Below are 12670 nucleotides of genomic sequence, written 5' to 3' on the forward strand. Positions count from 1 at the left end.
TGACTCGGCGTGGGCAAGCTGATCGTGATCGAGGGCCTTGACGGCGCGGGTAAGAACACGCTCGCCCGCGCCGTCACCGAGGAGCTGACGGCGCGTGGCGCGCACGTGATCGGCAGGGCGTTTCCCCGCTATGGCGAGGATATCCACGCCGATCTCGCGCGGGACGGGCTACACGGCAGGCTCGGGGATCTCACCGAGTCGGTTAACGGCATGGCCCTGCTGTTCGCGCTCGACCGGCGTGCGGCGGCCGATCAGCTGCGCGCCGACCTTGACCGCGCCGACGTCGTGCTCGTCGACCGCTACGTCGCGTCCAACGCCGCCTATGGGGCCGCGCGGCTGCACCAGGACGCCGACGGCGAGATCGTCGAATGGGTACGTGCGCTGGAAATCGACCGGTTCGGCATCCCGGTGCCTGACGAGCAGATCCTGCTGCGGGTACCGGTGGCGGTCGCCGCCGACAGGGCACGCTCACGAGAGTCCACTGATGCGACGCGCGCCCGCGACAGCTACGAGTCGGATGACTCGCTGCAAACCCGCTGCGGACGAGTCTACGAGCAGCTCGCGGACCGGGGTTGGCTCTCGCCGTGGCGGGTCGTCGACGGCGTGGGGCAGGTGGACGCGGCGTCACTGGTCGCCGCGTTCTGATCACGCCGTTACCGGCCCCCATACCTCCGATCGGGCTAAAGCGTCGCTGATCTTGGACACAAAGCGGCCGTATCGCCGGGTCGCGCGGCGTAACACTGACCGATAGTGCGAACATGAACGCATGAAGGCACGTGTTCTCGTAGTGGACGACGACCCCGCACTCGCCGAAATGCTCACGATCGTGCTTCGCGGTGAGGGGTTCGACACCGCGGTGGTCGCGGACGGGTCGCGCGCGATGACCGCGTTTCGCGAGTTCAAGCCCGACCTGGTGCTGCTCGACCTGATGCTACCTGGCATGAACGGCATCGACGTCTGCAAGGCGATCCGCGCCGAGTCCGGCATTCCCGTCGTGATGCTGACCGCCAAGAGCGACACCGTCGACGTCGTGCTTGGGCTGGAGTCCGGTGCCGATGATTACGTCGTCAAGCCGTTCAAACCGAAGGAACTGGTCGCGCGAGTGCGCGCGCGGCTGCGCCGAACGGAGGCCGAGCCCGCCGAGACGCTGAGCATCGGCGACCTGAGCATCGATGTGCCCGGCCACGAGGTGACCCGCGACGGTGAGCCGATCGCGCTGACCCCGCTCGAGTTCGATCTACTCGTCGCCCTCGCCCGCAAGCCGCGCCAGGTGTTCACCCGCGAAGTCCTGCTCGAGCAGGTGTGGGGCTACCGCCACGCCGCCGACACTAGGCTGGTGAACGTGCATGTACAGCGGCTGCGTTCGAAGGTGGAGCGCGACCCGGAACACCCCGAGGTCGTGCTCACGGTGCGTGGCGTCGGATATAAGGCGGGCCCGCCGTAAGTGAGACAGCGGATTACCTCGCTTCGTGAAGCGATCACGTCGTTGACGGGCCGGGTCGTCACCTTCTGGCGAAACACGGCAGCCGCCATCGGTGAGCGCTGGCGTAGTTCGCTGCAGTTCAAGGTCACCGTCTCGACGCTCGCGCTGTCGACGGCGGTGGTGTTCGTGCTGGTCATGCTGTTGCAGTACCAGATAGCCGAGCGGTTGCTCGACACCAAACGGCGTGCGGCGATCGCGCAAACGCGTGCCGTGCTCGCGACGGCGGAATCCGAGCTGGAAGGCATCGACGCCAATCCGGAGACGCTGCGGGAACGTCTCGAACAGGCGAGCAGGAAGATCACCAGCTCCTCACCGGCCGCGCACGAACTGGAGGGTTCGTCGGCGGGTGCGTTCGAGCCGGTGATCGCCAGCGGTGACCGCTCTTACCAGGGTGGTGGTCGTCCCGCGACGCCGGACGAGTCGATCTTCGTTGGCAGCTACGGGAACGTGCCGACCGCCCTGCGCGACTTCGTCGAGCAGGGCAGGGAAGCCGAGCAGATTCACACCGTTGACGGCACCACGTATCTGATCATCGGCGCGCCGATCACGACCAACGCGCGCCCGCTGCAGCTGTACCTGTTGTTCCCGCTCAGCACGGAGCAGAACACGGTCAGCACCGTGCAGAACACGCTCATCGCCGGCGCCGCCGTGCTGCTGTTGCTGCTCGCCGGTATCGCCAACCTTGTCACGCGCCAGGTCGTGCTGCCCGTACGCAGGGCGGCCAACGCCGCTGTCCGGTTCGCGGAGGGTGACCTGGACAAACGCCTCGCCGTTGTCGGCTCGGACGACCTGTCCAAGCTGGCGCGGTCCTACAACGAGATGGCGGAGAGCATCCAGACGCAGATTCGGCAGCTCGAGGAGTTCGGCCAGTTGCAGCGCCGGTTCACCTCAGACGTCTCACACGAGCTGCGTACGCCGCTGACCACGGTGCGGATGGCCGCCGACGTGCTCCATGCCTCACGGGAGCAGTTTCCGCCCGGTCTTGCCCGCTCCGCGGAGCTGCTCGCCGACGAGCTGGATCGGTTCGAGGCGCTCCTCGGCGACCTGCTCGAGATCAGCAGGCTCGACGCGGGTGTCGAGGAGCTGACCGCCGAGGTCGTCGACGTGCGCGCCATCGTCGAACGGGTGCGCGAGCAGGTGAAGGTGCTCGCCGGGTCGGCGGGCAGTGAGGTCGAGCTTGACCTGCCAGCGGACGAGGCCGTCGCCGAGATCGACGCGCGCAGGGTTGAGCGGATTCTGCGTAACCTGGTCGCGAACGCCGTTGACCATGGCGAGGGGCAACCGGTCAGGGTGACGCTTGGTGTGAACGACGATGCCGTCGCCATCACGGTGCGCGACTACGGTGTCGGGCTGCGACAAGGCGAAGAGGACCTGGTGTTCAACCGGTTCTGGCGTGCCGACCCTTCCCGGAACCGGCGCACCGGTGGTACCGGGCTCGGCCTCGCGATCAGCCAGGAGGACGCGCGGCTACACGGTGGGGAGCTCGAAGCCTGGGGCGCGTACGGCTATGGTGCGTGTTTCCGGCTCACGCTGCCGAGGGAACAGGGCGTCGAACTGACGGACCTGACGGTGAGCCCCATCGGGCTGCCGCCTGACCCGCCCGAGCTGCCGAGTGAGGACGGGCAGCCGTCCGACGACGCCGTCACACGTGCCCACGCCGATGCGGAGGATGCCCACACCGCGGCCGCGGAATGGCATGAGGAGGGTCTCCGGGGTGCCGGCACCGACGGCACGGACGGTGCTGACGGCACGGACGGTGCTGACGGCACGGACGGTGCGGATGACTCCGAGGCCCCGGAAGCGGAGCGGGCGCGCGGCGACCGCGAGGAGGTGAACCGATGACCAAGCGGTGGGTGCTGGCGGTCCTTGGCTGCGTACTGCTCGTCACGAGTGGTTGCGCGAACGTGCCCAAGGAGACGAAACCGCAGGTCATCGGTAGCGCGGACACCGCGAACACCGGGGACGCGCTCGAGGACATCCGGCCAGCGCAGGACCTGTCGCCGTACGACACCGTGCGCAAGTTCGTGCTCAGCGCCCAAGCCGCGACCGACTACAAGGAAGCGCGGCTGTACCTGGCGAAGAACGTCGCCGACGACTGGCAGCCGAGCTCGAGCCTCGTCATCCTGCGAGACCAGTTCAGCACGCTGCCGGTCGACGCGGAGCGCCAGCCAGAAGACCCGGACGAGACGATCATCCGGCTGCGAGGCCGCAAAATTGGCGCGCTTGGATCGGACAACGCTTTCATCCCAGGCGGCGGGACGTACGAGATCGAGATCTCGTTGCGGCGCACGCCAGGCAACCGGCAGTGGCGCATCGTCGATCCGCCCGCCGAGATGATCACCACCGAGTCGCAGTTCGTGGAGAACTACTACCAGCTTCCGCTGTACTTCTTCGCGCCGGACAGCGCGGTGCGAGTGCCTGACCCCCGCTACGTGCTCGCCCAACCGCGCGAGGGGTTGCCAGGCAGGATCGTCGATACCTTGTTGCAGGGGCCGTCCGACGCGCTCGCCACCGCGGTGCGCAACCCGCTGGAGAAAGCCAGCCTCGACACCAACGTAACGGTCAATGAGGATGGCGCGCTCGAGGTGCCGCTGACCGGTGTCGCCGGTGAGAGTGCCGCGACAAGGCGGTTGATGGCGTTCCAGCTGGTGATGTCGCTCGACGCGGTGGCGACCAACCGGATCCGGCTGCTCTCCGACGGCCAGGATCTCGTGCCCGGCCGCAGGGATTGGCGCATCACCGACGTCCCACCGGTACACGCCACGGTGTCGGCGAACCTCTCAGGTCTCGCCTTGAGCGGCAACCAGGTGGTGCGGCTCGACGACTCGGACCCGCTCGCGGGGCCAGCGGGGTCAGGCGCCTACGACGTGCGGTCCGCGGCGCAGTCCGTCGACGGCGGCAGGCTCGCCGTCGTCGAGAACGCGCGCAAGCGTGTGCGGCTGCGAGTCGGCCCGACGGAGGACGTGCTGTCGATCGTGGACCTCGACGCGAAACGGATGACCCGCCCGACATGGCGGCCATCCTCCTCAGACGACAATCCCAGCAACGAGGTCTGGACGGTTACCGACAGGAAGAAGGTCGTCCGCGTCACCCTGACGCTGGACGGCACGTGGCAGGCGCAGCAGGTCGACGACAGCGCGCTGCAGGGCTTCGGTCCCATTACGGCGCTGCGGCTGTCCCGCGACGGCACTCGCGCCGCTATCGTCGCGGACCACAAGCTCATCGTCGCGTCGGTGGTCCGCACGTCGGACGGTGTCCGGCTGCGTGCGCCACGCATCCTGCAGCCCGAGACGTTGACCGACGTGATCGACGTCGACTGGCAGGCGCAGGACGCGCTGGTCGTGGCCACTGAATCCTCGATATCGCCGGTCGTGCGGGTGCCGGTGGACGGCTTCGGCATGGAGAGCTACACGACGTCCAACCTCGAGCCACCGGTGAGCGCGGTGACCGGCGCGCCAGGTAGGCCGGTCGTCGCCGCCAACGACGGCGGCCTGTGGCAGACCTCTGATCTCGCCGAGGTCTGGCGGCAGAGCTCGCGGGACCAGAGCCTGCTGAGCTCGCCGTTTTATCCCGGCTAAGACTGTCGGGGGCACCTGGCAGGCTGCTGGCGTGAGACTGCCAGCACCGCTCGATCACGCGCTTGATTTGTTGCTGCCGCCGGTGTGCGCCGGATGCGGTGTATCCGGCGCGGCATGCTGCTCTGGCTGTCAGCGGCTGCTGACGTCGCCGTTCCCGGTGCCATGCCCTAGCGGGGCGCCCGCGTACGCCTTGGCCCGCTATCAGGGCGTGCCGCGGCGGCTGGTGCTCGCCTACAAGGAACGAGGACGTCGGGACCTCGCGCCAACGCTTGGCGCGTCGCTCGGTGCCGTGTTGCCCGCTGTCATCGGCGACAAGCCGGAGTGCTGTCTCGTACCCGCGCCGTCGCGGCGTGCGGCGGCGAGAGCGCGGGGCGGCCAGCATATCTCGCGGCTGGCGCGGCACTGTGCATCACGAGCGGCGGAATTGGGTATCCGAGCAACCGTCGCGCCGGCACTGCGGCTGGCGTCGGACGCCGAGGACGCCGTCGGTCTCGATCCGGCGACGCGCGCGGCGAATCTGGCGGGCCGGGTGCTGCCGGTGCCCGCCGCGCTGCCCCCGGCGGGCACCGGTGCGGTGCTGCTTGATGACGTCGTCACGACCGGGGCGACCGCGATGGCCTGCGAGCGCGCGCTGGCAAGGGGTGGTGTCCTGGTCATCGCCGTGCTGGCGCTGACGTCGCCCCGGCTGCCGTAACCTATCCCCCTCCCGAGTGAAGTCGAGTGATCGTCTATTCGCTCGCCCGTTCCCGGATCGGGCGGGTGTCGGTGGGAACCCTGACCACGCTGTGTGCGTTGTGAAGGTATGAGGCACCTGCTGTGTCCCGCATCACCACAGTCGGATTCGCTCGGCGTGTCGAGCGCTCTACCAGGGGGAATGTGGTCGGCATTCCGGAATGAGACCGGGCGATTCCGCCGTATGGGCTCAGTGCCACCCGGCTGGCCCAATAACGGCGCCTCAGCCTCGATGATCGTCGCCCTCCGCAGTGGCGGCGCATTATCCCTCACCCCGCGATATCCCCCGCACCGGGGGCTGTTGTTAGCGGCGTTCTGCGGCTAACGTGCTGCGCTAACAGGGCAATACCGGCCGAAAAGGAGGTGACAAGCCCATGTCATTCCGGTGCCGGTGCGTGTGACACGCCTGGTGCCTTCGTCACACGCCGGGACCCCGATCCTCACCCCGGTACCGACCAGTTCGGAATCACAGCTCACATCGTTGAGCGAGGGAGGTCGTGTATGGACATCGTCGTGAAGGGCCGCAACGTGGAGATCCCCGAGCACTATCGGGTGCACGTTAGCGACAAGCTTGCCCGTCTCGAGCGCTACGACAGGAAAATCATCCGCTACGACGTCGAGCTCTTCCATGAGCCGAACCGTCGGCAACACAAGAACTGCCAGCGTGTCGAGATCACCGGGAAGGGCAAGGGTTCCCCGATCCGAGCGGAAGCACGAGCGGGCGACTTCTACGCCGCACTCGACGCGGCGGTCGCCAAGCTGGAGAACCGGATGCGGCGGATGCACGACCGCAGGCGAGTGCATTACGGACGTCGTTGCCCCGAATCCGTCGCGGAAGCGACCTCCATCACCGCGGACAACGCGTCCGCTAATGGCACGGGCGCACTGCCGGTGGCCAACGGCCGCCGTCCCGCGGCGCCCACCGCGGTGCTCGACGCCCCGGCGCCGGTCGAGACGCAGACGTCCGCCGAGGTCGAGGTGCCGGAACAGCGCTGGGACGACGGCGTCGTCGAGTACCAGCCGGGTCGGATCGTTCGCGAGAAGCAGCATTCGGCCGAACCCATGACGATCGATCAAGCCCTCTACGAGATGGAGCTCGTAGGACACGACTTTTACCTCTTCAACGACGCCGACGCTGGTAAGCCAAGCGTCGTCTACCGCAGGAAGGGTTTCGACTACGGTGTGATCCGGCTGGGCTGAGCGCGACAGCGTCTCAAGCGACACAGTCGCGAGTCCTATTCACAGAGTCGTTACGGCTGCCCCGGAACTATCTGGTTCCGGGGCAGCGTTGTGTTGACGGGTGTGCGTGCCGTTTCCCCGGTTGCCTACGATGGGGGTCGCGGCACGTTCACCCACCGAGACCGGCGTCAGGACAGCGCGTGACGCGAGGACGGTCCAAGCACAACCGCACACGGCAGCACACGTCACCACACAGCGAGGTCGAACCGGATGGTTTTGAGCCGCCTGCTTCGCGCGGGCGAGGGAAAGCGGGTCAAGCGACTGAAGTACATCGCGGACTCGGTCAACGCCCTCGAAGACAGTGTCAAGGACTTGTCCGACGCCGAGCTGCGTGCCAAGACCGATGAGTTCCGCGATCGTCACCAGGATGGCGAGTCGCTCGACGACCTGCTGCCCGAGGCGTTCGCCGTCGGCAGGGAAGCCGCGTATCGAGTACTTGGCCAGCGGCACTACGACGTGCAGATCATGGGTGGCGCCGCGCTTCATCTCGGTCAGGTCGCCGAGATGAAGACCGGTGAGGGCAAGACGCTGACTTCGGTGCTGCCGTGCTACCTCAACGCGATCTCGGGCAAGGGCGTCCACGTCGTCACGGTCAACGACTACCTCGCCAAGCGTGACGCCGAGTGGATGGGCAGGGTGCATCGCTTCCTCGGTATCGAGGTCGGCGTGATCCTGCCGCAGATGCCGCCGGACGAGCGCAGGGCCGCCTACCACGCCGACATCACCTACGGCACGAACAACGAGTTCGGCTTCGATTACCTGCGCGACAACATGGCGTGGAGCCTGGACGAGTGCGTGCAGCGTGAGCACAACTACGCCATCGTCGACGAGGTCGACTCGATCCTGATCGACGAGGCGCGGACGCCGCTGATCATTTCCGGCCCCGCCGACCAGTCCTCACGCTGGTACACCGAGTTCGCTCGCCTAGCGCCGCTGATGAAGAAGGACGTCCACTACGAGGTGGACGAGCGCAAGCGGGCCATCGGTGTCACCGAGGAAGGCGTCGAGTTCATCGAGGACCAGCTCGGCATCGACAACCTCTACGAGGTCGCCAACACCCCGCTCGTCGGGTACCTGAACAACGCCCTCAAGGTGAAGGAGCTGTTCAAGCGGGACAAGGACTACATCGTCCGAGGCGGCGAGGTCATGATCGTCGACGAGTTCACCGGGCGTGTGCTCGCCGGACGTCGCTACAACGAGGGGCTGCACCAGGCGATCGAGGCCAAGGAAGGCGTCGAGATCAAGGCCGAGAACCAGACGCTGGCCACGATCACGCTGCAGAACTACTTCCGGCAGTACGACAAGCTCGCTGGCATGACCGGTACCGCCGAGACCGAAGCCGCCGAGTTCCACCAGACCTACAAGCTGGGTGTGGTGCCCGTTCCGACCAACCGGCCGATGATTCGTATCGACCAGCCGGACTTGATCTACAAGTCCGAGGAGTCGAAGTTCGAGGCGGTCGCTGACGACATCGCCGAGCGGCACGCGAAGGGTCAACCGGTACTCGTCGGCACCACGAGCGTCGAGCGCTCGGAGTACCTGTCCAAGCTGCTGCTGCGCCGCAACGTGCCGCACGAGGTGCTCAACGCCAAGTACCACGACAAGGAAGCGTTGATCATCGCTCGTGCCGGTCGCAAGGGCGCGGTCACGGTCGCGACGAACATGGCCGGTCGCGGTACCGACATCGTGCTTGGCGGCAACCCGGAGATCATCGCCGACCAGATACTGCGGGAGCAGGGCCTCGACCCGGTTGAGACGCCGGAGGAGTACGAGGCGGCGTACCCAAGGGTGCACGAGCAGGCGCTCGAGGCGAGCAAGGCCGAGGCCGACGAGGTCCGCGAGGCGGGCGGGCTGTACGTGCTCGGCACCGAGCGGCACGAGTCCCGCCGTATCGACAACCAGCTGCGGGGTCGTTCTGGTCGTCAGGGTGACCCCGGCGAGTCGCGGTTCTACCTCTCGCTCGGCGACGAGCTGATGCGCCGGTTCAACGCCGCTTTCGTCGAGCGGGTCATGACGTCGATGCGGCTGCCGGACGACGTGCCGATCGAGCACAAGTTCGTCACCAAGGCCATCCGCAGCGCGCAGACCCAGGTCGAACAGCTGAACATGGAGTCGCGCAAGAACGTCCTCAAGTACGACGAGGTGATGAACCAGCAGCGCTCGGTTATCTACTCCGAGCGCCGTCGCATCCTCGAAGGCGAGGATCTGCGCGAGCAGAGCAAGCACATGCTCCGCGACGTGATCACTGGCTACGTCAACGAGGCGGCCAGCGAGGGCTACGCCGAGGACTGGAACCACGACCAGCTCTGGACCAACCTCCGCAACGTCTACCCGGTCTCGTTCAGCTGGGACGACCTCGAGGAGCGACACCGCGACATCACCAAGGAAGTGCTGCTCAAAGAGCTCCTTGCCGACGCGGATGCCGCCTACGACCGGCGGGAGGCCGAGATCGACGGCCTCGCCGGTGAGGGCGCGATGCGTGAGCTGGAGCGCAAGGTCGTACTCAGCGTGCTCGACCGCAAGTGGCGTGAGCACCTCTACGAGATGGATTACCTCAAGGAAGGCATCTCGCTGCGTGCCTACGCCCAGCGTGACCCGCTGATCGAGTATCAGCGTGAAGGCTTCGACATGTTCCAGGGCATGCTCGACTCGCTGAAGGAAGAGGTCGTCGGACACCTGTTCCACCTGCAGATCGAGCAGGCGGAGCCCGCTCAGGGCGGTGAGGGGCAGGCCGCCGAGGTGCCAGCTGAGAGCAAGCGCCGAGGTGGTGGCAGGCACGCGAGGCCCGCGCCGCCGCAGCCTGAGGCGCAGCAGGGCGAGTCGGTGCCCCCCGCGCTGCGCGGCAAGGGTGCCGACGCGCGAGGTGGCCTGACGTTCTCCGGTCCCGACGAGACGGGCGGTGTCAAGCGCAGCGGTGACGGCGCCAAGCCCGCGGCCTCGGGTGGCGCTGGTGGCGGTTCCCGCAGGGAGCGCAGGGCCGCCGCGCGGGCGGAGGCGAAACGCAACAAGAAGGGCGCCCGCAGGTAGCGCCTCGCACGGTTCGCGCCCAGCCAGACTCGGGGCGGGCGGCGCCGTCAGGCCGCGCGGGGCGCGCGGCGCCGCACCGATGGCTCGAGCAGGCAGAACTCGATGACCTGCCAGCCGCCCCAGTACCTCGGGGTCAGGCAGCTGCTCGTCCCGAACGCGATCGCGTGCGTTCGCTCGTGCACGGTGGCGTTGACGTGTAACACGTGCGCGCCGTCCCTGCCGCAATGCACCCGGTTGACCACGAAATGCCGTCCGAGCTCAGGTCGTGGGTCGGTGAGGAGTCGCTGTCGTAGCGGCTCGCTGAGGCGGTCCCGCAGCGCGTGGGGCGGGCGTCTGCCCGCCGCGAGCTCGACGATGGCCGTGACGAGTTGGATGAGTTCGATGTCGCACGGCCGCTCGTGCGCGCCGCTCGGCGTTGGCCTGTGCGATTCCGGCATTCCGGGTGCGTGCTCGCCGCATAGCGGCAGCGTGAGCTGATTCCCGTTGTCTCGTGGCGCTGTCGGTGGCGAACCGGCTGGCGGGGCTGGCGCGGTTGGCGATGGCGCGGGCTCATACGGCGCGAGCGGCCGGACGATGGCGATGGCGCGGCTGGTATTCCGCTGGGGCACGCGCGAGACCCCCTTTCGGCTCGGTGGTCGACCTTTCAGTACACAGTGAGGGCTGACCGAGGCTGATCAGGACGAGAATGACCCGTGTGGGTGGTCGCGGCGGAGTGCGGCGGTGGGCGGGTGCTGGCGACGGCGCCGGGTCCGGGTCGACGGCGCCGGGGCCGGGTGGACGGCGCCGGGTCCGGGTGTGTTTCTCGCGCGCGAAACGATACGATCGTATCGTGGACGATGCGACTGTATCGGATTCTGAACGAGACACCCGACTCGACGAGCTCGGCCGGTTCGACGAGCTGGGTGCCCGGCGCGGCGATCTGACCGTGTACGCACGAATCCGGGAAGCCGCGCTGACATTGTTCGCCGATCGCGGGGTGGAGGCGACGTCGATCCGCGACATCGCGAGAGCGGCGGGAGTCTCACCCGGCGTCGTGCAGCATCACTTCGGTACAAAAGCTGGCCTTCGCGCCGAAATCAACCAGTGGGTGCGCCGGCACGTCGAGGAGGCGTTCGCGTACCTGCCCGGGCTGGTGGATCCGAACACCGAGGAATGGACGGCCAGCCGGTTCGCCGAGCTCGCCGAAGAACGGGGGACCACGCTGCGCTATCTGGTGCGGGCGCTGGCCGACGGAGACAAGCAAGCGCGCGGCGTCTTCGACTCGCTCGTCGCGGTGGCAAGCAGATACCGGGGTGAACAGGACGCCAGGGACCAGGTCATCCTCATGCTCGGCAAGGCGCTGATCCGCGCCTAACCGCGCCGGGCCAGCTCGAAACAGAGCACCGCCGCGGCCGCGGCGACGTTCAGCGACTCCACCCCGCCGTGCAGCGGTATCGACAGCCACTCCGTCACCAGCTCACGCACCTGTTCGCTGACGCCGAGTGTCTCCGCTCCAAGGACGAACGCCGCTCGCTCCGGCAGTTCGGCGTCGAACACGCTGGCCGGGGCCTGTGCGCCGAGCGCGTAGAGCGGATAGCCCGCTTCGAGCAGGTCAGCGGCCGCGTCCGGAGCGGTCCCGCAGCGCAGCACCGGGGCACGGAACGCGACACCGGCCGACGCCTTGACCACGATCGGGTCAAGCGACGCGACGCCCTTGCGCGGCACCACGATGCCCTCGATGCCCGCCGCCGTCGCGGTGCGCAGGATCATCCCGACGTTGGACTGCGTGGTGATGCCGTCCAGCAGCAACAGCCGTCGCGGCAGCGGGTGTTCGGCGAGCGCCGTGCTCAGTGGCCGCATGTGTGGCGCGACGACGTCGGCGAGCACGCCCTGGTCCTGCTTGCCATTCCCGGCGAGCACCTTCACCCGGTGCGCGCTCGCGGTGGTCACCGGGATCGACCGGGCCCGCGCCGCCTTCCTGATCTCGGCGAGCGAACCGCCTCGCGCCGAGTCCGCGATGACCACCTTGTCGATGTCGAGTGAGGTGTCATTGAGCGCTTCGAGTACGGGTTTCCGTCCGTAGACGGTCAGGAACCGGTCCTTGGGAGAGACCTCTGCGTGCACGCCGCGAGCCTAGTCGATGCCGTTGTCGCGAACAGGGCTGTGATCTGTTCGGTGTTTCGTGCGCAACCGTGATCGAATGTGTGTTTGCATGGGTGGGTGAGGTTGGCTGTGTGGGCGCGGGCGAATGGTGTGCATCCGCAGACGGCGTATCGGTGGTTTCGCCAGGATCGGATGCCGGTACCTGCTCGGCGGTTGGGCTCGGGCACGATCTGGGTGGATGCGACTGCAGTCGATGGCACCGGCCGGACGGTTGTGTATGCGTGGGTGTCCTCGCATGATCAGCGGGCTGATCTGGATCGGCAGGTGGCCCGGCTGATCGACTGGGCCACCTGCAACGGCCACAGCGTGGGTGAGGTGGTGCGCGAGGTCGGTTCTGGACTGAACGGGAAGCGGCCGAGGTTGCGGCGCATCCTGTCGGATGGGTGTGCAACGGTGCTGGTTGTGGAACATCGCGACCGTCTCGCGCGGTTCGGGTGGTCGCGGCCCCGGACGGCACCGAGGTGGCGCG

Annotated in this window: 10 protein-coding genes and 1 pseudogene; 9 read left to right on the forward strand and 2 right to left on the reverse strand. The window is 67.6% G+C overall.

Going from position 1 to position 12670, the window contains the following annotated elements:
* Positions 1 to 9 precede the first annotated feature (9 nt).
* The 7 genes from ACFQGD_RS10090 (at position 10) to secA (ending at position 10059) form a co-directional block, all read left to right on the forward strand.
* Complete coding sequence (locus ACFQGD_RS10090) at positions 10 to 645, forward strand: dTMP kinase (RefSeq protein WP_345405497.1); 636 nt, start codon at positions 10 to 12, stop codon at positions 643 to 645.
* Between the two features lie 121 nt (positions 646 to 766).
* Positions 767 to 1444: an MtrAB system response regulator MtrA gene (mtrA, locus tag ACFQGD_RS10095; protein WP_345405500.1), complete on the forward strand. Its 678-nt coding sequence runs from the start codon at positions 767 to 769 to the stop codon at positions 1442 to 1444.
* A complete protein-coding gene (mtrB, locus tag ACFQGD_RS10100) occupies positions 1445 to 3325 on the forward strand; it encodes an MtrAB system histidine kinase MtrB (protein WP_390183694.1) in 1881 nt (626 codons plus the stop codon). It begins immediately after the preceding gene.
* Complete coding sequence (locus ACFQGD_RS10105) at positions 3322 to 5061, forward strand: LpqB family beta-propeller domain-containing protein (RefSeq protein WP_345405503.1); 1740 nt, start codon at positions 3322 to 3324, stop codon at positions 5059 to 5061. The genes mtrB and ACFQGD_RS10105 overlap by 4 nt, the downstream gene beginning before the upstream one ends.
* Before the next feature lie 31 nt (positions 5062 to 5092).
* A complete protein-coding gene (locus ACFQGD_RS10110; protein WP_345405506.1) occupies positions 5093 to 5755 on the forward strand; it encodes a ComF family protein in 663 nt (220 codons plus the stop codon).
* 539 nt (positions 5756 to 6294) lie between these two features.
* On the forward strand, positions 6295 to 6993 hold the full coding sequence (gene hpf, locus ACFQGD_RS10115; protein ID WP_345405509.1) for a ribosome hibernation-promoting factor, HPF/YfiA family: 699 nt from the start codon (positions 6295 to 6297) through the stop codon (positions 6991 to 6993).
* A 249-nt stretch (positions 6994 to 7242) separates the two neighbouring features.
* The gene (gene secA, locus ACFQGD_RS10120; protein ID WP_345405512.1) at positions 7243 to 10059 is read left to right on the forward strand and encodes a preprotein translocase subunit SecA; all 2817 of its coding nucleotides are present in this window, start codon (positions 7243 to 7245) and stop codon (positions 10057 to 10059) included.
* Positions 10060 to 10106: 47 nt separating this feature from the next.
* Here the strand turns inward: secA and ACFQGD_RS10125 are convergent, their stop codons facing one another.
* The gene (locus tag ACFQGD_RS10125; protein ID WP_345405515.1) at positions 10107 to 10667 is read right to left on the reverse strand and encodes an Rv3235 family protein; all 561 of its coding nucleotides are present in this window, start codon (positions 10665 to 10667) and stop codon (positions 10107 to 10109) included.
* 221 nt (positions 10668 to 10888) lie between these two features.
* On the opposite strand from ACFQGD_RS10125, the gene ACFQGD_RS10130 reads away from it, so the two are divergent.
* Positions 10889 to 11413: a helix-turn-helix domain-containing protein gene (locus ACFQGD_RS10130; protein ID WP_345405518.1), complete on the forward strand. Its 525-nt coding sequence runs from the start codon at positions 10889 to 10891 to the stop codon at positions 11411 to 11413.
* Here the strand turns inward: ACFQGD_RS10130 and ACFQGD_RS10135 are convergent.
* Positions 11410 to 12162 carry a TrmH family RNA methyltransferase gene (locus ACFQGD_RS10135; RefSeq protein ID WP_345405523.1) on the reverse strand — a complete coding sequence of 251 codons (753 nt, stop codon included), beginning with the start codon at positions 12160 to 12162 and terminating at the stop codon, positions 11410 to 11412. The two genes, ACFQGD_RS10130 and ACFQGD_RS10135, sit on opposite strands and share 4 nt — an antisense overlap.
* 96 nt (positions 12163 to 12258) lie before the next feature.
* Here ACFQGD_RS10135 and ACFQGD_RS10140 point away from each other — a divergent pair.
* Positions 12259 to 12636, forward strand: a pseudogene (locus tag ACFQGD_RS10140) (IS607 family transposase); the annotation flags it as partial.
* Positions 12637 to 12670: the final 34 nt, after the last annotated feature.

It is taken from the genome of Haloechinothrix salitolerans, from assembly GCF_042662605.1.
Taxonomy (GTDB): domain Bacteria; phylum Actinomycetota; class Actinomycetes; order Mycobacteriales; family Pseudonocardiaceae; genus Haloechinothrix_A; species Haloechinothrix_A salitolerans.